Source organism: Bacillus sp. PSXD-155, assembly GCF_049310765.1.
GTDB classification, from domain to species: Bacteria; Bacillota; Bacilli; order Bacillales; family Bacillaceae_G; genus Bacillus_A; species Bacillus_A cereus.
This window is the reverse complement of record NZ_JBMOWC010000005.1, coordinates 254,817-275,804: the sequence shown is the minus strand read 5'-3', so window position 1 is coordinate 275,804 and position 20,988 is coordinate 254,817. Positions and strand designations below refer to the sequence as shown.

Below are 20,988 nucleotides of genomic sequence, written 5' to 3'. Positions count from 1 at the left end.
GGAGGTTAAAAGTGTGAAAGGTAAAGATTTTCACACGAATATATATGGGTTATATAGGATTATTACTTTCAGGGGCAGCTTTATTTTTAAATAGTCTTGTTATATTAGGGAAAGCAGAGATGAAAAGTGCGGGTGTTTTTAATTTATTTGTGGGTGCACTACAAATTATTATTCCGTTTTATTTGATCATGATTTCTGACCAAAGCAATTGGACAGTGTATTCATATGCGGCTACTTTCTTATTTGGATTAACTTATTTATATGTAGGTGTTACTTTTATAAAAGGAATGGATAGTAGTGGTCTAGGATGGTTTTGTATTTGGGTAGCAATTATTGCTTTATTCTATATGGTTGTTTCATTTGTTCAATTCCATGATGTTGTTAATGCATTAACGTGGTTTATGTGGGCATTACTTTGGTATTTATTCTTTGTATTAAATACACAAAAGAAGAACATCAATCAATATCTTGGAAGGATTGCCTTCGTACAATCATGGGTAACATTGACTTTACCTTCACTATTTTATTTTATGGGAGTATGGGGAGAGGGATTCGTATATGAACTATGGGTTTATGTATCAGTAATTTCTATTTTGTACTTCTGTTATTGTATTTATAAATATCGAGTACGTTAATATATGATCTGCATAAAAGCATGGAATCGTTAAACTGATTTCATGCTTTTTTATATATTAGCGTTTTATAATAAAAGAGGTGGTATCTCATAAATCATGAAAATGGGGATGATGAAATTGAAGAAAGTGTTGGTGCTAGGAGGAACAAGGTTTTTTGGTAAACATTTAGTAGAGTACCTTTTGCAAGCTGGACACGATGTAACAATTGCCACAAGGGGAGTTACTGAAGATTCTTTTGGTAGCGCAGTAAAAAGAATAATTGTCGATAGAAAAGATAGAAAGCTACTAGAAGAGCGTCTAGAAGGAAAAAGTTATGATATTGTATACGATAATTTATGCTATAGTTCAAATGCAGCGAAAATGGTATGTGAAGTTTTGAAAGGAAAAACGAAGAAGTATATTATGACATCTTCAATGGCTGTCTATGAACCTGCATTAAGTTTGTTAGAAGAGGACTTCAATCCATACGAATATGCAATTACATATGGAGATAGAAATGATTTTAATTATAGTGAAGGAAAGCGATTAGCCGAAGCGGTTTTATTTCAATATGCAACATTCCCAGTCGTTGCAGTGCGTTTTCCAGTTGTTATTGGAGAAAATGACTATACGAAAAGGTTACAATTTTACGTTGAATGTGTTGTGAACCAAAAACCTATCGTTGTGGATCATGTAGATGGAACTTTGTCATTTATACATGAAAAAGAGGCAGGAGAGTTTCTAGCTTGGTGCGGAATGGAAAATGTGAAAGGACCAATTAACGCCTGTAGTAACGGGGTAGTTTCTACGGAAGAAATTATTCATTTCATAGAAGAGAAGACGGGAATAAAAGCACTCATCCAGGAAGCTGGAGAAAATATAGCTCCTTATAATGAGGTAACTAACTGTACGTTACATAATGGAAAGGCTCGTAAATTTGGATTTTTGTTCCGAGAGCTGAAACTAGAAATAAAAAATGTTTTAAAACATTATATAAATACAATGAAGTAATCATAAATCCCCCGGTGGCAATCCGGGGGATTCTGGAGGATTTCGACAATACTGATTTTACATTACCAAATTTACCTTATACATACGACTAATGTTTTTGTGATTGAATTGCTTGTAAATACTTCTCGTTTACTTGGTCCCAGTTTACTGTATGCCACCAATTGGTAACAAACTCTGGGCGCCGATTTTGATACTTTAAATAATAAGCATGTTCCCATACATCAATTACGAGTAAGGGGATTTTCCCTTCTTGCAAAGGCGTATCTTGATTTGGTGTACTCATAACAGAGAGTTCCTCACCGTCAAGAACAAGCCATCCATAGCCACTTCCAAAACGACTAATAGCTGCTTTGGAAAGTTGATCTTTTAAGTTGTCAAAGGTATTGAAATAATAATCAATTACTTTTGCAACGTCTCCATTAGGCTCACCGCCACCTCGTGGGCTCATCACTTCCCAAAAAAGACTATGACAATAGTGACCACCACCGTTATTTCTTACAGCTGTAACAATTTCCTTCGGTAAAGCATCTAAATTACATAGCAATTCTTCTAAAGATTTATTATGTAATTCAGTATAATTTTCTAAAGTAGCATTTAAATTGTTTACGTATGTCGCATGGTGCTTTCCATGATGAATGGAAAGTGTATTGCTATCGATATGTGGCTCTAGTTCATCATAGTCATATGAAAGCTTTGGCAATTGAAATGAAGACATAACATTACCTCCTTTCTATTTAAAAAAGTTGGCCTAGGTAAAAATACTTTACCTGAGTCAAAAATACACCCATTTTCCATATAAGTCAATAGTAAGTCTGTTAATTTTCTGAAAAATATTACAATAAAAGTAACACTCTCAATTTCATTTGTGACTCCTATCCTTTTTGCTTATACTGTAAAGTAGCAAGGTTTTGTTGAAATAGAAGGAGATTGTTTATGAGTAAAACGAAACAATTAATAGAGGAAGCAAGTAATTTTATTACGATTTGTTATAAGGAGCTTCATAAAGAACAATTGATAGAAGAACGTATAAAAGAAATTCAAATTGAGATAGAGAAGACAGGGACATATGAGCATACATTTGAAGAACTTGTTCATGGTTCACGAATGGCATGGCGTAACAGTAATAGATGTATTGGAAGACTATTTTGGAGTAAGATGCACATATTAGATGCGCGCGAAGTAAATGATGAAGAGGGTGTATATAATGCATTAATTCATCATATTAAATATGCAACGAACGATGGAAAAGTTAAACCAACCATTACGATTTTTAAGCAATATCAAGGTGAGGAAAATAATATACGAATTTATAATCACCAATTGATTCGATATGCAGGATATAAAACAGAAATGGGAGTGATCGGTGACTCGCATTCCGCTACATTTACGGACTTTTGTCAGGAGCTTGGCTGGCAAGGAGAAGGTACGAATTTCGATGTATTGCCACTTGTATTTTCTATAAACGGGAAGGCGCCTACATATAAAGAAATTCCGAGGAAAGAAGTAAAAGAAGTGCCAATTGAACACCCAGAATACCCTATTTCATCACTTGGAGCAAAATGGTATGGGGTTCCAATGATTTCAGATATGCGCTTAGAAATTGGCGGTATTTCTTATACAGCCGCTCCGTTCAATGGATGGTATATGGGAACAGAAATTGGGGCGCGCAACTTAGCGGATCATGATCGTTATAATTTACTTCCGGCTGTTGCGGAGATGATGGATTTAGATACATCGAGAAACGGTACGTTATGGAAGGATAAGGCGCTAATTGAGTTGAATATTGCCGTACTACACTCTTTTAAAAAACAAGGAGTTAGTATTGTTGATCATCATACTGCTGCACAACAATTTCAGCAATTTGAGAAGCAAGAAGCTGCTTGTGGTCGTGTTGTAACAGGTAATTGGGTGTGGCTTATTCCACCGCTATCTCCAGCTACCACTCATATTTATCATAAACCGTATCCGAATGAAATTTTGAAGCCAAATTTCTTTCATAAATAATATTTAGTGCAGTTTTTTTCTGCAAAATATATTTTTTTTAATTACTGTTATGTAGCAAATGGAAGCCTTTACTCTCGGTTATTTTTGGAAGAGGATTTTTGAACCAAGGAGTTCCTTATGTTATAATCAAATTTCTGTTTCGAAGACCTTATAGAAATATAAGGTCTTTTGTTTTGCTTTTTTATGTAAGAGAAAGAGATTTTTTCTTTTTAATAAGGGATTTGGCATATTTTTAGGGACAACATAAGTATGTGGGAAGTCGATAAAATGTTATGCATATATAATTATTGTGTTTTGGGTTTAAACAATAAAACATAATAAAGTTGTTTTTTTAGATTGCTGAGGAAGGAGGAAGTGTAAATGAGGATGAAGAGTCGAAAAACTGATTGGCCTTTGTTTATTATTAGCGGTGGTTCACTTTTATTATTTGTAATTGCAGTTTTTTTGAACAAGGATTATGTAGAGAGTGCGATTAATAACAGTTTCGCTTTTTCAATTAAATATTTTGGTGCCTTCTGGCAAGTTTTATTATTAGGTACATTTATTGTTGCGATGTGTATGGCGTTCTCCAAATATGGGAGAGTTAAACTTGGGGGATTAGAAAAACCTGAGATTAGTACGGCAAAATGGCTTGCTATTATTATGTCTACATTACTTGCCGGAGGTGGCGTTTTTTGGGCAGCAGCAGAGCCAATGTACCATTTGATGACGGTGCCACCAATACATGATGGTATATCTGCTGGAACGAAAGAAGCAGTTATGCCTGCTTTAGCACAAAGTTATATGCATTGGGGATTTTTAGCATGGACGATTTTAGGTACAATTAGTGCGGTAGTTATGATGTATGGACATTATCATAAAGGTATGCCGCTAAAACCTCGAACGCTTTTATATCCTATTTTTGGGGGAAAATTAAGAAAGAGCCTGCTTGGAACGATAATTGATGCAGCTGCAATTATTGCAGTAGCTGCAGGTACAATTGGCCCAATTGGATTTTTAGGTTTACAAGCAAGTTATGGGTTACAAGAATTATTTGGAATTTCTGATGTATTTACTACTCAATTAGCAATTATTGTTTGTGTAGTGGCCGTGTCTACCATATCGGCAGTAACAGGTATTGATAAAGGGATTCAAATTATAAGTAATTTAAATGTTAGATTAGCAATTTTGTTAATGGCATTCATATTACTATTTGGGCCAGGTGGATTTATTATTGATTCGTTTGTTTCTTCGTTTGGATTTTATGTAAGTGAGTTTATACCGATGAGCACATACCGTGGTGATACAAGTTGGTTAGGATCTTGGACAATCTTTTTCTGGGGATGGTTTATTGGATACGGACCAATGATGGCAATTTTAGTGAGTCGAATTTCAAGAGGGAGAACGATTCGAGAAATCATCGTTGCAATTGGAATTATCGCACCTATTATTACAACGTTTTGGTTTACTATATTAGGTGGATCAGGTGTGTTTTATGAGTTAATGAATCCTGGTTCTATCTCGGATGCATTAAGTGAATCTGGTATGCCGGCAGCTATGATTGCAATTACAGGACAATTGCCACTTTCTAATATTATTGGACCAGCATTTCTTTTATTAACAATTTTATTTGTAGTGACAACAGGAGATTCAATGGCGTATTCCATTTCAATGGCAGTGACTGGAGACGGAGATCCTAGAATTAGTTTGCGAATTTTTTGGTCGCTTATTATGGGAGCAGTTGCAGCAATTCTTTTATATATGGGTGAAGGAAGTATTAATGCGCTACAATCGTTTATCGTAGTGACGGCAGTTCCGGTATCAATTTTGTTATTCCCGATGCTATGGTTAGCGCCTAAAGTTGCGGGAGAATTAGCATTAAAACAAGGTATTGTAAAAGAAGAAGATAAAACTGCATTCTTATTTCAGAAGGCTAGTAAATCAAAATAAATAAAAACGTAAAAGAGGAAGCATCTTAAATGAGATGCTTCCTCTTTTACGTTTAATCTAATACTTTTCCCTTTGTTTCTGGTACACATAGTAGCATTGTAATTAACCCGATTGGGTAGATGATAAAAATCAGGGACAATGCTCCAAGTAGGTTGCCACCTGTAGCGAGTAAGCCGATGATAACAGGCCCAAATCCAGCTAATCCACGTCCTGTACCGAAAATAAAGTTTTCTGCGGTAGAGCGAGCTTCAGCAGGATAGTTTTCAGCTAAAATTGCCCCAAATCCTCCCATCATTCCATTTGCAAAGAATCCAAGCAATGCACTTCCCCATAATAATAATGTTGAATCTGTGAATAAGAAGAAGTAAATGAGGCAGTATACTGTACCGCCAATATAATAAATTGCAAAAGTTTTACGACGACCAATTTTATCAGCTAGAATACCAAAGGTTGCAATTCCAATTAGCATACCGATGGTAGAAATGAACATCCAGCCACTTGCTTTTGCTAATGTATAGTTATATTTATTTGCTAAAATAGTTGGCATCCATGTGAAGATTCCGTAATATCCGAAGTTCTGGATAAATGACATAATAATAAGACCGATTGTTGTGATTGTTACTTTTTTACTGGCAAATAACTTTCGAAGTGGGAATTTTTTTATATGTTTTAGTTGTTCTGCTTCAGTAGGTGTTAATTTACCTGCAGCTTCTTTTTGCAATAGTTCTTTTTTGTAGCGTTGTTTTTGCTCCCATATTTTCGGTTCACTTAAACTTTTACGGACATAGACAGCTAGTAAAGCTGGAATTAATCCAAATAAGAAAACGGCTCTCCATCCAAAATGCGGGACAATAAATGCTGGAAGGAGTGAAGCAACCAGTACACCAAATTGCCATCCAAGTGCAACAACAGATGTCGCTTTAGCGCGCATTTCTTTAGACCATGTTTCTGTTACAATGGCCATTCCGATTCCGAATTCACCACCAACTCCCATTCCAACTAAAAAGCGAAGAATTAATAATTGCCAGTAGTCTGTTGCGAAATAAATGAGTGCGGTTGCTAGTGAAAACAGTAAGATTGTGAAGGCCATTGTACGAATACGTCCAAATAAATCAGCAATAAATCCAAATAAATAAGAACCAATTAACATCCCTATTGTGGTAGCTAATGTTAAGTTTCCACCTTCAACAGGACTTAAGTGAAACTCTTTTAAAATATAGACAAGTACGAAAGATAATAGCAACATATCTAAACCTTCTGCTGCATATCCTAGCGCAGAACCAAATAATGTTTTATATCTTTTCGCTTTCGTCTCCTCTGTTATTTGTTGTACATCAGTAGTGACGTTCATTATTACTCCTCCTTATTTTCTACAGTCGCTATGGAAGAATAACAAAAGGCCTTCTCACCTGATATGATGAGAAGGCCAAAAAAGCATACGTATCCCCAAAGAAGAACATACGTATATTGTATTCCGACTTCCTTCTCAACCTCACGGGGTTGGGTTAAAGGACTGTATTATATTACTTTATTTTTAGCACTCTTCTATTGTATTGTCAAATAAAGAGGAAGTTATTATGTGTAAAATATTTCAAAAAATATTTCGTTCTTCTTGACGCCGACTTCATTATTTTCCCATAATAAAACTAACTAAATAAAAAGGAATGAATCAAAGATGCTAAATTTAGTACTCATGATGATTGAACGAGTCGGACTTATAGTTATTTTAGGATTTTTACTCTCTCATATTAAAACTTTCAGACGTCTCCTTCATAAACAGGATGGCTATGTAGATAAGCTTAAGCTTATTTGTATTTTTTCGGTATTTACAATTGTAAGCAATTACACTGGGATTGAAATAGCAGGAAATACGATTATGAATGAAAATTGGTTACAAGGTGTTTCTTCGTCAAGTACAATTGCGAATACGCGTATTATGGGTGTTGGTATTAGTGGCTTACTTGGTGGCCCTATCGTAGGGGTTGGAGTAGGGTTTATTGCTGGTATTCATCGTTATATGCTTGGTGGTACGACAGCGCTAAGCTGCGCAATCTCTTCTATTTTAGCGGGGATTATAACTGGTTATATCGGATATATTTTCAAAAAATATAATCGTACAATTACTCCTAAGTTTTCAGCAGTTTTAAGTGTTTTTATCGTATCTTTAGAAATGGTTATGATTTTATTAATTATAGAGGATGGAATTAGCGTTGTGAAAACAATAGCGATACCGATGATTCTTGTAAATAGTTTTGGAAGTTTTATTTTACTTTCTATGATACAAGCTATTTTGCGTCAGGAGGAGAATGCAAAAGCACTTCAGACTCATAAAGTATTGCGTATTGCTGATAAAACGTTACCGTATTTTCGTCAAGGTTTAACAGAAGAATCGTGTAAGCATGTAGCACAAATTATTCACCGCTTTACAGGAACGGATGCGGTATCTTTAACAGATACAGAGAAAATATTAGCGCACGTTGGATTAGCATCAGATCACCATATTCCTTCACATAGTTTAATAACTGGTTTATCAAAAGAGGTTTTACATACAGGGCAAATAATGAAGGCGAAATCACGTGAGGTTATTAATTGCCAACATGAAAGCTGTCCCTTACAAGCCGCTATTGTTATTCCACTAACTTCACATGGAAATACGATAGGTACATTAAAACTGTATTTCAAAAATTCTAACCAGTTAAGTCGCGTTGAAGAAGAATTAGCAGAAGGGTTAGCAAAGATATTCTCCACGCAGTTAGAGTTAGGAGAAGCTGAGTTGCAAAGTAAATTACTTCAAGATGCGGAGATAAAAGCATTACAAGCGCAAATTAACCCGCACTTTTTATTTAATGCGATTAATACAGTATCAGCTTTATGCCGAACAGATGTAGAAAAAGCAAGGAAGTTACTATTACAGCTGAGCGTGTATTTTCGTTGTAATTTGCAAGGGGCACGTCAGTTATTGATTCCACTAGAGCAAGAATTAAACCACGTACAGGCATACTTATCACTAGAACAAGCAAGGTTCCCAAATAAGTATGAGGTAAAGATGTATATTGAGGATGAGCTAAAGACAACTTTAGTACCACCATTTGTTCTTCAACTATTGGTTGAAAATGCACTGCGACATGCTTTTCCGCAGAAGCAACCAATATGCGAAGTGGAAGTGCATGTTTTTGAAAAAGAGGGTATGGTTCACTTTGAAGTAAAAGATAATGGACAGGGAATTGAGGAAGAACGTTTAGAACAATTAGGAAAGATGGTAGTTTCATCAAAGAAAGGGACTGGAACAGCTTTATATAATATTAATGAACGTCTTATTGGGTTATTTGGGAAAGAAACGATGCTTCATATCGAAAGTGAATTAAATAAAAGGACGGAGATTACCTTTATTATTCCAAAAAAAGTAGGGGAGGAAGAGCCGGGTGTTAAAAGTATTAGTAGTTGACGATGAAATGTTAGCACGTGATGAACTAAAGTATTTATTAGAGAGAACGAAAGAAGTTGAGATAGTTGGTGAGGCTGATTGTGTGGAAGACGCATTAGAAGAACTAATGCAAAGTAGACCAGATATTGTGTTTTTAGATATTCAATTATCCGATGATAACGGATTTGAAATCGCGAATATATTAAAGAAGATGAAAAATCCACCTGCAATTGTATTTGCTACTGCCTATGATCAATATGCGCTGCAAGCATTTGAAGTAGATGCGTTAGACTACATTTTAAAACCATTTGATGAAGAACGTATTGTGCAAACATTAAAGAAGTATAAAAAACAAAAACAAGCGCAAATAGAAACGAAGCACGAAATAAAGGGGACAGATGTAGCAGCAGAGATGCATAAATTAGCATTACCAATTGAAGAATCAATCGTACTTGTGAATATTGAAGACATTATATATGTAGGGCTTGTAGATGGGAAAGTAACAGTAAAAACAATGAGGGAAACGTATGTAACACATGATACACTTGTAATTTTAGAGAAGAAGTTACCACAAGCAAGCTTCATGCGCATCCATCGTAGCTTTATTGCGAATATTAATCATATTACTGAAATTCAGCCATGGTTCAATTCTACTTATAATTTAATCATGAAAGAAGGATCGAAAGTACCTGTTAGCCGTACATATGCAAAAGAACTCAAGAAGCTGCTTCGTATTTAAGAAGCGGCTTTTGTATTTCATCCTTTTATATTTGTAACTGATTCTGTATATTTGACGTTCCGTTATGTAAACGCTTACTTTGGTGTTTATATCCTATACAATAAAGGTACCAAATCGAAAGAGGTGGCCAAAATGAGTACGAAAAAAGTAAATAGTTTCTTATCACAAGCATTTATATTCTCAGCTATTATGTTAATTTCAAATATTATTGCAACGCATTTACCAATTCCAATGCCTTCATCGGTAATCGGGTTAGTTATTTTATTTAGTCTATTATGTTTAAAAGTAATTAAATTGGAGCAAGTTGAATCACTTGGAACAGCTTTAACCGGTATTATCGGATTCCTTTTCGTCCCATCAGGTATTTCAGTTATTAATTCTCTTGGTGTAATGGGGCAATACTTTGTACAAATTTTAACTGTAATTGTTGTAGCAACAGTTATTTTACTCGCTGTAACAGGATTATTTGCACAATTCATTTTAGGAAAAGATGAAAAAGAAACAGAAGATACAAAAGAATTGAAAGTAGTAAATAAAGGACGCAAGCACGGAAAGGTTGCGTAACCATTGAATTTATATATTGTTAGGAGGTAATGAACATGGCAAGCACAATGACTCCATATTTCGGAATCGTCGTTTCATTAATCGCATACGGAATCGGAACATTATTATTCAAGCATTCAAAAGGGTTCTTCCTATTTACACCATTATTCGTAGCGATGGTATTAGGGATTGTCTTTCTAAAGGTAGGTAACTTTACTTTTGAAGAATATAATACTGGTGGAAAAATGATTAGTTTCTTCTTAGAGCCAGCAACAATTGCATTCGCTATCCCACTATATAAACAAGTTGATAAGTTGAAAAAATATTGGTGGCAAATTTTATCAGCTATCGTGGTTGGATCTATTTGTTCAGTAATTGTCGTGTTCATTGTTGCAAAAGCAATCGGTTTAGATACAGCAGTAATGAATTCAATGCTACCACAAGCAGCAACAACAGCAATTGCGTTACCAATTTCAGAAAGTATCGGTGGTATTCCTGCAATTACATCGTTTGCGGTTATTTTCAACGCAGTTATCGTATACGCATTAGGAGCATTATTCTTAAAAACATTTAGAGTGAAACATCCGATTGCAAAAGGTTTAGCACTTGGAACAGCGGGCCATGCACTAGGAGTTGCAGTAGGAATTGAAATGGGTGAGGTAGAGGCAGCGATGGCAAGTATCGCTGTAACGGTAGTTGGGGTTGTAACAGTAGTTGTCATCCCGATGTTCATGCCATTCATTTGATAGTGAAACTTACTTAAAAAATAAGAAAAGCAAGCTATTTGTAGGACAGATTTCTACTGATAGCTTGCTTTTTATGTTACAGTAGTGGTAAGACCTATTTAAAAAAATGTAAGTTTCCTTAAATCTTCATTAATACTATGTAGAATACGTTTTGAATTAGGTCATTGTATTGTAAAATAAGAAGTAAGCTACTATATACCTGTTAAGGTAGGCATATAATGAGTTTATAAAAATCTTAATATGAATGAATAATTAAAAGTAGAAAAGAGAGAGAAATCTACTTATTAACGTTTTAGTTTATAGGACAGGAGAGAGTATTCGTCGATTATGCAAATAAAAAACCTGTTTCAAAGCAAAGGATTTCAGAGGTTACTCGTATTAGTAATACTTGCTCTCGTGTTATACGGGCTGCAAAGTATGTTGAATTTAATATTAATTACGTTTATTCTCACGTATTTAATGGATCGATTCCAAAAGTTTATTTCCCGCAAATTAGATCATTTCATGCCTATTAATCGAAAAATTATTATAGCATTTCTATATGTAATGTTAATTGGTGGAATTGCTATTACGCTATTTAAATATTTACCAGTATTAACGATACAAATTTCACAATTGATTTACCAATTCAATGTATTTTTAAGAAACCCACCAGATAGTGAACTAATTAAGTATGCAGTTAATGCTGTCAATCATATGGAGCTTTCTAAATATGTAGGACAAGGCGTAGACATTTTGTATAAATCAATTACGAATGTTGGTAAATTTGGTCTTCAAGTTTTACTTTCTTTAATTTTGAGTTTGTTTTTCTTACTAGAAAAATCTCGTATTGTTGGTTTTACTGCAAAGTTTAAAGAAAGCAGGCTTGCAATTTTCTATACTGAAATTGAGTACTTCGGTAAGAAATTTGCACGTTCATTCGGAAAAGTAATCGAAGCACAATTTTTAATTGCAGTTGTTAACTGTGTTTTATCCGTGATTGCACTATGGATATTAGGATTCCCGCAATTATTAGGTTTAGCATTAATGATTTTCTTGCTTGGATTAATTCCAGTAGCGGGGGTTATCATTTCGTTATTCCCACTTTGTATGATTGCTTACAATATTGGCGGTATTATGTACGTTGTTTATATTTTAGTTATCGTAACAGTGATTCATGCGCTTGAAAGTTACGTATTAAATCCGAAGTTTATGTCGCAAAAAACAAATTTACCGATTTTCTATACTTTTATGGTATTAATTTTCTCAGAGCACTTCTTAGGTGTATGGGGACTGATTATCGGTATTCCAATCTTCATTTTCTTACTAGATGTTTTAGACGTGACAAGTGATGAAATTGAGAAGGATGTTGGAACAAAATAAAGTGAAGTAGAGAAAAAGCATCGATGTTCGATGCTTTTTCTTTTATAACATTATGTTTCTTATGCCATACTGTAAGGAGAATATAGAATAGGGGTGAAGTAATGGCTGTAAATGAAAAGGTAGAATTGGCTACATTTGCTGGAGGGTGTTTCTGGTGTATGGTTTCTCCATTTGAAGAGATGGAGGGAATTATACAGGTTGTTTCAGGTTATACAGGCGGTCATAAAGAGGACCCAACGTATAAAGAAGTGTGCTCAGAAACAACAGGACATTATGAAGCAGTACAAATTACATTTGATGCAAATAAAATGCCGTATGAGGAATTGTTAAATATATATTGGAGACAAATTGATCCGACTGATATTGGGGGACAATTCCACGACCGCGGGCAGTCTTATGAAACGGTGATTTTTTATCATAATGAAGAACAACATAAAAAAGCTGAGGCCTCAAAAGAAGAGCTTGAGCAGAGTGGACGCTTTTCAAAACCAATTGCGACAAAAATATTACCAGCAGCTACATTTTATCCAGCTGAAGAATATCACCAAGGATATCATAAGAAAAACACATTCCGCTATGAGTTATATCGTAAAGGCTCAGGACGAGATGCTTTTATTAAGCAACATTGGCCAAAGGATAATGCTCATTTAAAAGAAAAACTCAATGAGATGCAGTTTTATGTAACACAGGAAAATGGTACAGAACCACCATTTCGAAATGAGTATTGGAACCATAAAGAGGAAGGTCTTTATGTAGACATCGTTTCAGGTGAGCCGCTGTTTACTTCTCTAGACAAATTTGATAGTGGATGTGGATGGCCTAGTTTTACAAAACCAGTTATGTCAGCAAGTGTGAAAGAAAAGATGGATGTGAGTCATAATATGACACGTACAGAAGTGAGAAGTAAAGAAGGAGACTCACATCTTGGGCACGTATTTCCAGACGGTCCAGGACCAAATGGCCTTCGTTACTGTATTAATTCCGCAGCTCTTCGATTTATTCCAAAAGAGGAATTAGAGAAAGAAGGCTATGGCGATTTCCTAATCTTGTTTGGAAATAAAAAATAACCTCGCAGTTAGCGAGGTTATTTTTTTGTTATTTTGCTTTTTTCTTTTTGAACTTGCTTAATACTTCATAAACGATTGGAACAATAAGAAGTGTTAATAACGTTGAACTTGTTAATCCACCAATTACTGTTACACCAAGTCCTTTAGAAATTAAGCCACTACCTTCAAATCCTAATGCAAGCGGGATAAGAGCACCGATTGTTGCAATTGCAGTCATTAAAATTGGACGAAGGCGTGTTGCACCAGCTTCTAATAAAGCTTCACGTGTTGATAGACCTTCATTTTCTTTATGAATAACGCGGTCGATAAGCACGATTGCGTTTGTTACAACGATACCGATTAACATAAGCGCACCAATCATTGCAGATACACTTAATGTTTCACCAGAGATTAATAAGGCAACAAGAGCCCCAATAATTGTGAATGGTAGCGAGAATAAAATTGCGAATGGTGCAAGAGCACCGCCAAATGTAACGACAAGAACGAAGTATACAATGGCAATCGCAGCTAACATCGCTAAGCCCAGTTGTTTGAATGATTCTTCAATATCTTTAGTAACACCGCCCATAGAAACATCTACACCGGAAGGAAGATCCATTTTATCTACTTCTTTTTGGACTGCAGCAGATGCTTTTGAAACGTCATCAGATGTTAGTTTTGCACTAACCTCTGCATAAACACGTCCATCTCGGTGTGTTACTGTATTCGATGTTTCACCTTCTTTTACAGTCATAACATCTTTCACAGCTACTTCATTACCAAGTGGTGTTGTAATTTTGCGATTTGTTAAGTCATCGATTGTTTCATAATTTTGTTTTTCAGCTTCTACATATACATTGATATCCTTACCGTCTTTTTTAATTGTTGTCAGAACAGGGCGATCATGTTGATTAGAAAGTCCCATTCCAATTTGAGCAGCCGTTAAGCCCATTTTACTTAGCTTTTCTTGATCTGCGACTAAAGTGTACTCTGCATATGTTTTTGCAATACTAGAATCTATATCTTTTAAGTCTTTATTTTTCTTCATGATATTTTGAATATCTTTTACGACAGCCTTAATGTCTTCTGAGCTATCTCCGTAAACGTATAGTTTAATTTCATTACTACCGCCACTTGCTCCGAAGTCTTGGTTTTTCCATTCGCCTTTGCCAGACATCTTCTGTAAATCTTTAACGACTTGTTCTTTCTCTTTTTCGAAGTTTTTCGTGTCGTTATCATATTGCACGAAGAACATTGCTTGGTTTGATTGACCAGGACTCATTGGATTCTCTCCACCTAATGAGAACTGAATTGTTTTGACGTCTTTATTATCTTGGAAGTGCTTCTCAGCTTTTGTTGCAATTTTTTCAACGTCTTCTAACGTTTGACCTGGTTCAGGATTATATGTTGCAATAATCATTTTTTCTTCTTCAGAAGGTAAGAAACTTACACCGATAACTGGTACAAGTGCAAGACTACCAACCAATAGAAGGACAGCGATACTTGATGTAATAATTTTGTGATTTAAAGCCCATGCAAGTATGCGTTTATAACCATTTGCTAATTTACTTGGTTTTTCTTCATGATGTACTTCTTTTTCCCTCATACTCTCTTTCTTAAATAAAGAGTGAGCTAGCATCGGTACGATTGTAACAGCTACTAGTAATGATGCTAATAAAGCGAAGACGATAGTTAAGGCAAATGGTAAGAACATTTCACCAATCATACCTTTTACTAGTCCAAGTGGTAAAAATACAGCAATTGTTACAATGGTAGAAGACATAATTGGGATAAACATTTCTTTCGTAGCTTCACGAATTAAATCTTTTCCGCGCAATTTCTCTTCTGATAACGACATACGTCGGTAAATATTTTCAATAACAACAATTGAGTCATCGACAACGCGGCCTATAGCAACGGTCATTGCTCCAAGTGTCATAATGTTAAGCGTAATATCCATTTGCTTTATGACTAAAACAGCAATTAATAAAGAAAGTGGTATTGAAACGACAGAGATTAACGTTGTTCGAATATTTCGTAGGAACAGCATAATAATAACAATCGCAAAGATAGCACCGAAAATTGCTTTGCTTAGCATTGTTTCAACTGATTTTTCAATAGGTGCACCTTGGTCGAATGTTGAAATGATCTCTAAATCTTTATATTTTTTCTCAAGATCTTTTACTTTATCTTTTACTGCATTTACAATATCAACTGTATTTGCATCAGAGGCCTTCACAATTTGAATTCCAATTGCTTCTTTTCCATTTGTTCGAGAAATGGATTCTGCTTTCCCAACTTCTTTAATGTCAGCAATTTCGTCTAATGTAACTGTTGGAATCCCGTTCATAGCAGCTGGATTCATTTGCGGCGTTTGTGCACCAGCGCCAGCATTTTGACTACCTTGACCGTTAGGTGAGGAAGGTATAGCTGGGATTTTAAGTTCTTTTAATGCTTTAATCGTTGTAATATTGCCATCTACAACAACTGATTTTTCCGTGTCTTTAAATGTGTATAAGCCAAGTGGTAAAGATACATCCGATCCCTTAATCACATTTTTTACAGTATCTTCACTTAGTCCTAGTTCTTTCATTTTATCTTTCTTGAAGACAAGCTGTACTTCATCTACTTGTTGGCCAGCAATTTGGACAGATGCAACACCATCAAGTCCTTTTAATCCTGGTACAACATTTTTTTCTACATTTTCAGTTAAGGTAGCTAAAGATTCATTCTTGCTTGCTACGCTTAACGAAATAACTGGGAAAGCATTGAAGTTTACTCGTGAAACTTTAGGATCTTTAACACCTTCTGGGAGTTTTACATTTGTGAGAGCTTCTTTAATTTCTGTTTCTGCTTTTTCCATATTTTTATCAAAATCGTATTCTACTTGAATAGAAGATGCGTTTTGAAAAGATGATGAGCTTACAACGTTAACACCGCTTAAATTTTGTAGTTGTTCTTCCATCGGCTTTGAAACTTTATCAGCTACTTCTTCTGGTGTAGCACCAGGATAGACCGTAGTTACTGTTACAATCGGTGTTGTAATATCAGGAATTGTTTCCAGCTTCATATTGAGTCCAGAGTAGATCCCTGCAATAGTAACAATAATGGTTAGTAGCCAAACTGCGAACTTATTTTTTAACGAGAAATTGATGATTTTGTTCATGTTTGCGCTCCCTTTTTATTGTATTGACCAACTGGTCAGTCTAATACATAATATAACTGACCAGTTGGTCAATCGTCAATAAAAAGAGATGGTATAATAAATCCATAATAAGATGCGAGATTAAATTTAGGAGAGAAGATATGAAAGAAAAAGAGCGTTTAATTATAGAATCGGCTATGAAGTTATTTGCTACTAAGGGTGTAAATGCGACATCAGTGCAGGAAATTGTGACAGCTAGTGGTATATCTAAGGGAGCTTTTTACTTATATTTTAAATCAAAAGATGAGCTTTTATTAGCGACACTTCGATATTATTATGACAAAATTCAAAAGAAAATGCTAGATATTGAGCAAGAGTCTTTGTTACCACGTGAAAAATTTGCAAAACAATTACATTGTCAGTTTAATGATATACAAAGGCATAAAGAGTTTATTATTATGCATGCGAGAGAAAATGCGATTCCGTTTAATAAAGAAGTGGAAGAATTTATGATGCGGATGAAGTTAGAGTCTCATGCATTTTATCGAAATAGTTTATTGTCCATTTATGGTGAAAAGATTATGCCATATTTATTGGATTTAGTAATTATGGTGGAAGGCATATGCCGTGGGTATTTAGAATTAATTATTTTACAAGCAACAGAAATTGATTTATCTTACGTCTCTGCTTTTATTTTAAAAAGAGTAGATAATCTAGTAGATGGCTTGGTAGAGTCTTCGGAAGAGCCTATTTTACATGAAGAAAAGCTTGGAGAATTTTTTTGTAAATCAGAGCTCATTAAGGAACAAGTTAAAGAGCATTTTTTAAAAGAAATTATTGGATTTAAGCGCACTCTAGCTGATCAATTAGAGGACGATGAGTTGCTAGTAACATTAGATGTTTTAGAGGCGGAAATGCGATTGCTTAATCCAAGAATTCCGGTAATTAGAGGTATGTTAGCAAATTTAGAGGCGTATCCGGAATTAAAAGAATTTCGATTACGCCTTATAGGATACTACAATATAAAAAATTCTTAATAAAAACAAGTAAAAAACTCCTTGTCTACACAAGGAGTTTTTTCTTAAAGACTACTTACTATTTTGAGACCATTCTTCAACATCCCAAACCTTTGTGATCCAATCTTCATAGAATTCCGGTTCGTGACATACAAGGAGAATTGTTCCTTTATATGCTTTCATAGCCTTCTTAAGTTCTTCTTTTGCTGTAACATCAAGATGGTTTGTCGGCTCATCAAATAGTAGCCAGTTACTTTCTTCACCCATTAACTTACATAAACGAACTTTTGCTTGTTCTCCACCACTTAATTGACTTAATGGGCGAGAAATATGTTCATTTTTTAATCCGCATTTTGCTAACATCGCACGAATTTGATGCTGGTCTAGGCCAGGGAATGTATTCCATACATCATCAATTGGTGTTATATTATCAGCTTTAACTTCTTGCTCAAAGTATGCAGGCTCTAAGAAGTCACCAAGACTTGTTTTACCGTTTAAAGGTTTAATTTTACCTAAGATTGTTTTTAGTAACGTTGATTTACCAACACCATTACATCCAACAATAGCAATTTTTTCACCACGCTCAATTGTCATTGATAGCTTTGGTAGTAGCGGATGTGTATATCCGATTTCTACATTTTCACCTTCAAAGACGAAGCGACTACTTGCACGACTTTCTTTAAATGAGAATTCAGGTTTAATTGCTGTTTCCGGACGATCAATAAGTTCCATGCGATCAAGTTGTTTTTGACGACTCTTTGCACGACCTGTCGTTGAATAACGAGCCTTGTTCTTTGCAATGAAGTCTTCTTGCTTTTTGATAAACTCACGCTGCTTTTCATAAGCGTTTATATGTTGATTTTTATTGATTTCTGCTAGTTCTAGGAATTTTTCATATGTCGCTGTATAGCGCGTCATTTTTGTGAATTCTAGATGGAAAATAACATCAACACATTTGTTCATAAATTCTGTATCATGAGAAATTAATAAGAATGCATGTGGATATTCTTTTAAATAAGTTGTTAACCAATGAATATGTTCAACGTCTAAATAGTTAGTAGGTTCATCAAGCAATAACACTTCTGGTTGCTCAAGTAATAGCTTTGCAAGCAATACTTTTGTACGTTGTCCACCACTTAGTGCTGAAACATCACGATCTAAACCAATAGCATCAATTCCAAGACCACGTGCAGCCTCTTCAATTTTCATATCTAGTAAATAGAAACCACCTGCTTCAAGTGCATCTTGTATTTCTGCCATTTGTTCAAGAAGTTCTTCTAGTTCTTCTGGTGTAGCAGTTCCCATTTTTTCTGTAACTTCATTTAAAGCTGTTTCCTTTTCGAATAACGGTAAAAATGCATCCGCTAGTACGTCACGAATTGTACGTCCAGGCGTTAAAACCGTATGCTGATCTAAGTAACCGTAATGTGTGCCTGGTGTCCATTCTACACGACCTTCGTCATGAATAAGCTGACCAGTAATGATATTCATGAATGTTGATTTACCAACACCGTTTGCACCAACTAATCCAACGTGCTCACCTGCTAATAATCGCATAGATACATCTTTAAATAATGTACGATCGCCAAATGTATGTCCTAATTTTTCAACTGTTAATAAGCTCATAGTATCCTCCGTCCAACTTGAAATAGTACCTTGAATCATGATACTAAATTCTTTCATATAATGCCATCATTTCAAAATGTATATTTTTTCAAAAAAAGGGTTGCATTAATTTTCTGAAAATATATAATATAATTGAACAGTGGTTAATTAAATGTGTGAGGTATGAAATATGTCACCAAGGAAAGCAGTTAAACAAGAACTAACAAGAGAAATGATTATGAATGTAGCTAGGGGGCTATTTATAGCACAAGGATATCAACATACTTCAATGCGCAAAATTGCAACAGAACTTGGATATAGCCATGGTTCGATTTATTATCATTTTAAAAACAAAGCAGAGCTATTTTACGCAATGGTGGAACAGGATTTTCAATTATTAAATAAAAAGTTAGATGAAATTTGTAATCAAAAATTATCGAGAGAAGAGCAACTAAGAGCAGTTTTATTCGGTTTTATTGAATTTGGTCTAAGAAATCAGAGTCATTATGAAATTATGTTTTTAATTAAAGATGCCGAATTAAAAGAGTGTTTGGCAAATAGTCCTAATGTTAGCTATGAAAAATTTGCGAAGGTTATTTCTTCTTTATGTGATGGGAAATTAAATACGATGATAATATGGTCTGTTTTTTTATCATTACATGGATTTGTAGCACATTATTGCAGAAGTGGTCAAACGTTTGAAGAACTACAAGGTTTGGCTAAAGTACATGTAGAGTTTATTTCAAAATCGCTTCTTATGTAAGTGATTTTCTTTTTAACATTAATTGACCGGTGGTTAATTAATTTAGGAGGGGATTTATAATGAAGAAGGCTTTAGTATTAGGTGCTTCTGGTTCAATGGGTTATGCAATTGTAAACGAATTATGTGACCGAGGGATTCATGTAGTTGCTTTTGCAAGAAATAAGGAGAGATTAGGTGCATTATTTTCTGGGAACAAACATGTAGAAGTTGTAGCAGGCGATGTATTTATACAAGAGGATATAATGAATGCCGCTAAAGATGTTGATATTATATTTCATGCTGTAAATATTCCGTATTCAGATTGGGAGAAACAACAAGAGAAATTATTAATAAACATATTAGAGGTATCGAAACATTACGGTATCAAACTAGGAATAGTTGATAATATTTATGCGTATGGAAGGCAAGGGGAAGGGCTTGTAAAAGAAGATGCTAAAAAGAGACCACAAACAAAGAAAGGGAAGATTCGTTTACAACTTGAAGAGATGGCAAAACAAGCTAATGTACGAATGTTTATTGCTCATTTCCCAGACTTTTATGGTCCAAATGCAGAAAATACACTTGTCCATCATACATTAAAGGGAATACTTGCAAATAAAATGTCTAGCTTTGTTGGAGATAAAAAGATTGCCCGTGAATATATTTTTACACCAGATGGTGCAAAAGCGATGGTTGAATTAGCTTCACATGATGAGGCCTATGGACAAAATTGGAACATACCAGGTTATGGTGTCATTACAGGTGAGGAAATGATTCAACACATACGGGAATTAACGGGATATACCAAACGAATAATAGCTGTGAAAAGAGGAATGATCCAGTTCATTGGTCTGTTTGATAAGCAGATGAAAGAATTTGTGGAAATGCTATATTTGACGGAAAAACCAGTTGTATTAAGCGGGGAGAAATATGAGAGGTGTATCGGGGAGATACCAAAAACTTCGTATTATAATGGGCTAAAAGAAATGATTATATCTATGCAAAAAAGGGTGTGTAAATGTTAGGATATAAAAAAGTTACTTCTACCTATAGAAGTAACTT

The 20,988-nt window shown here is 34.8% G+C and carries 17 protein-coding genes; 13 read left to right on the top strand and 4 right to left on the bottom strand.

The window, feature by feature from the left end; translation table 11 throughout:
- The first annotated feature begins 44 nt into the window (after positions 1-44).
- Both ACO6VI_RS07850 and ACO6VI_RS07845 read left to right on the top strand, forming a co-directional pair.
- Positions 45-635, top strand: a complete 591-nt coding sequence (locus ACO6VI_RS07850) for an AmiS/UreI family transporter (RefSeq protein WP_000540540.1) — start codon at positions 45-47, stop codon at positions 633-635.
- A gap of 96 nt (positions 636-731) precedes the next feature.
- The gene (locus ACO6VI_RS07845) at positions 732-1,625 is read left to right on the top strand and encodes an NAD-dependent epimerase/dehydratase family protein (RefSeq protein WP_043924732.1); all 894 of its coding nucleotides are present in this window, start codon (positions 732-734) and stop codon (positions 1,623-1,625) included.
- Positions 1,626-1,713: 88 nt separating this feature from the next.
- Here ACO6VI_RS07845 and sodA read toward each other — a convergent pair whose 3' ends face one another.
- Complete coding sequence (sodA, locus tag ACO6VI_RS07840; protein ID WP_000094037.1) at positions 1,714-2,340, bottom strand: superoxide dismutase [Mn]; 627 nt, start codon at positions 2,338-2,340, stop codon at positions 1,714-1,716.
- A gap of 218 nt (positions 2,341-2,558) precedes the next feature.
- Here sodA and ACO6VI_RS07835 point away from each other — a divergent pair, with 218 nt between their 5' ends.
- Both ACO6VI_RS07835 and ACO6VI_RS07830 read left to right on the top strand, forming a co-directional pair.
- Complete coding sequence (locus tag ACO6VI_RS07835; protein ID WP_000047620.1) at positions 2,559-3,629, top strand: nitric oxide synthase oxygenase; 1,071 nt, start codon at positions 2,559-2,561, stop codon at positions 3,627-3,629.
- A 360-nt stretch (positions 3,630-3,989) separates the two neighbouring features.
- Positions 3,990-5,558, top strand: a complete 1,569-nt coding sequence (locus ACO6VI_RS07830; protein ID WP_161520351.1) for a BCCT family transporter — start codon at positions 3,990-3,992, stop codon at positions 5,556-5,558.
- Positions 5,559-5,610: 52 nt separating this feature from the next.
- Here ACO6VI_RS07830 and ACO6VI_RS07825 read toward each other — a convergent pair whose 3' ends face one another.
- Complete coding sequence (locus ACO6VI_RS07825; RefSeq protein WP_016513283.1) at positions 5,611-6,909, bottom strand: MFS transporter; 1,299 nt, start codon at positions 6,907-6,909, stop codon at positions 5,611-5,613.
- 324 nt (positions 6,910-7,233) lie between these two features.
- On the opposite strand from ACO6VI_RS07825, the gene lytS reads away from it, so the two are divergent.
- The 6 genes from lytS to msrB all read left to right on the top strand — a co-directional run bounded on the left by lytS (position 7,234) and on the right by msrB (position 13,439).
- Entirely contained in the window at positions 7,234-9,003 is a 1,770-nt protein-coding gene (gene lytS / locus ACO6VI_RS07820) for a two-component system sensor histidine kinase LytS (RefSeq protein WP_098818237.1), read from the top strand.
- Complete coding sequence (locus ACO6VI_RS07815) at positions 8,981-9,721, top strand: LytR/AlgR family response regulator transcription factor (RefSeq protein WP_000921848.1); 741 nt, start codon at positions 8,981-8,983, stop codon at positions 9,719-9,721. The genes lytS and ACO6VI_RS07815 overlap by 23 nt, the downstream gene beginning before the upstream one ends.
- 132 nt (positions 9,722-9,853) lie before the next feature.
- On the top strand, positions 9,854-10,285 hold the full coding sequence (gene lrgA / locus ACO6VI_RS07810; RefSeq protein ID WP_023523620.1) for an antiholin-like murein hydrolase modulator LrgA: 432 nt from the start codon (positions 9,854-9,856) through the stop codon (positions 10,283-10,285).
- 35 nt (positions 10,286-10,320) lie between these two features.
- Entirely contained in the window at positions 10,321-11,010 is a 690-nt protein-coding gene (gene lrgB / locus ACO6VI_RS07805; RefSeq protein WP_063549223.1) for an antiholin-like protein LrgB, read from the top strand.
- Positions 11,011-11,337: 327 nt separating this feature from the next.
- Positions 11,338-12,372, top strand: a complete 1,035-nt coding sequence (locus ACO6VI_RS07800) for an AI-2E family transporter (RefSeq protein WP_001166009.1) — start codon at positions 11,338-11,340, stop codon at positions 12,370-12,372.
- A 101-nt stretch (positions 12,373-12,473) separates the two neighbouring features.
- Entirely contained in the window at positions 12,474-13,439 is a 966-nt protein-coding gene (gene msrB, locus ACO6VI_RS07795; protein WP_000290179.1) for a peptide-methionine (R)-S-oxide reductase MsrB, read from the top strand.
- Between the two features lie 28 nt (positions 13,440-13,467).
- Here msrB and ACO6VI_RS07790 read toward each other — a convergent pair whose 3' ends face one another.
- Positions 13,468-16,584, bottom strand: a complete 3,117-nt coding sequence (locus tag ACO6VI_RS07790; protein WP_161520353.1) for an efflux RND transporter permease subunit — start codon at positions 16,582-16,584, stop codon at positions 13,468-13,470.
- A gap of 140 nt (positions 16,585-16,724) precedes the next feature.
- Between ACO6VI_RS07790 and ACO6VI_RS07785 the strand changes: the two genes are divergently transcribed.
- Positions 16,725-17,600, top strand: a complete 876-nt coding sequence (locus tag ACO6VI_RS07785) for a TetR/AcrR family transcriptional regulator (protein WP_063549219.1) — start codon at positions 16,725-16,727, stop codon at positions 17,598-17,600.
- Between the two features lie 51 nt (positions 17,601-17,651).
- Here ACO6VI_RS07785 and ACO6VI_RS07780 read toward each other — a convergent pair whose 3' ends face one another.
- On the bottom strand, positions 17,652-19,205 hold the full coding sequence (locus tag ACO6VI_RS07780; RefSeq protein WP_063549394.1) for an ABC-F family ATP-binding cassette domain-containing protein: 1,554 nt from the start codon (positions 19,203-19,205) through the stop codon (positions 17,652-17,654).
- Between the two features lie 169 nt (positions 19,206-19,374).
- On the opposite strand from ACO6VI_RS07780, the gene ACO6VI_RS07775 reads away from it, so the two are divergent.
- Both ACO6VI_RS07775 and ACO6VI_RS07770 read left to right on the top strand, forming a co-directional pair.
- Positions 19,375-19,947, top strand: a complete 573-nt coding sequence (locus ACO6VI_RS07775; protein ID WP_063549217.1) for a TetR/AcrR family transcriptional regulator — start codon at positions 19,375-19,377, stop codon at positions 19,945-19,947.
- Between the two features lie 59 nt (positions 19,948-20,006).
- On the top strand, positions 20,007-20,951 hold the full coding sequence (locus ACO6VI_RS07770) for an SDR family NAD(P)-dependent oxidoreductase (protein WP_078994102.1): 945 nt from the start codon (positions 20,007-20,009) through the stop codon (positions 20,949-20,951).
- Positions 20,952-20,988 lie beyond the last annotated feature (37 nt).

Coding starts and splice junctions, on each gene's coding strand:
- ACO6VI_RS07850 (WP_000540540.1), top strand. CDS start 45: ATGGGTTATATAGGATTATTACTTTCAGGGGCAGCTTTATTTTTAAAT.
- ACO6VI_RS07845 (WP_043924732.1), top strand. CDS start 732: ATGAAAATGGGGATGATGAAATTGAAGAAAGTGTTGGTGCTAGGAGGA.
- sodA (WP_000094037.1), bottom strand. CDS start 2,340: ATGTCTTCATTTCAATTGCCAAAGCTTTCATATGACTATGATGAACTA.
- ACO6VI_RS07835 (WP_000047620.1), top strand. CDS start 2,559: ATGAGTAAAACGAAACAATTAATAGAGGAAGCAAGTAATTTTATTACG.
- ACO6VI_RS07830 (WP_161520351.1), top strand. CDS start 3,990: ATGAGGATGAAGAGTCGAAAAACTGATTGGCCTTTGTTTATTATTAGC.
- ACO6VI_RS07825 (WP_016513283.1), bottom strand. CDS start 6,909: ATGAACGTCACTACTGATGTACAACAAATAACAGAGGAGACGAAAGCG.
- lytS (WP_098818237.1), top strand. CDS start 7,234: ATGCTAAATTTAGTACTCATGATGATTGAACGAGTCGGACTTATAGTT.
- lrgA (WP_023523620.1), top strand. CDS start 9,854: ATGAGTACGAAAAAAGTAAATAGTTTCTTATCACAAGCATTTATATTC.
- lrgB (WP_063549223.1), top strand. CDS start 10,321: ATGGCAAGCACAATGACTCCATATTTCGGAATCGTCGTTTCATTAATC.
- ACO6VI_RS07800 (WP_001166009.1), top strand. CDS start 11,338: ATGCAAATAAAAAACCTGTTTCAAAGCAAAGGATTTCAGAGGTTACTC.
- msrB (WP_000290179.1), top strand. CDS start 12,474: ATGGCTGTAAATGAAAAGGTAGAATTGGCTACATTTGCTGGAGGGTGT.
- ACO6VI_RS07790 (WP_161520353.1), bottom strand. CDS start 16,584: ATGAACAAAATCATCAATTTCTCGTTAAAAAATAAGTTCGCAGTTTGG.
- ACO6VI_RS07785 (WP_063549219.1), top strand. CDS start 16,725: ATGAAAGAAAAAGAGCGTTTAATTATAGAATCGGCTATGAAGTTATTT.
- ACO6VI_RS07780 (WP_063549394.1), bottom strand. CDS start 19,205: ATGAGCTTATTAACAGTTGAAAAATTAGGACATACATTTGGCGATCGT.
- ACO6VI_RS07775 (WP_063549217.1), top strand. CDS start 19,375: ATGTCACCAAGGAAAGCAGTTAAACAAGAACTAACAAGAGAAATGATT.
- ACO6VI_RS07770 (WP_078994102.1), top strand. CDS start 20,007: ATGAAGAAGGCTTTAGTATTAGGTGCTTCTGGTTCAATGGGTTATGCA.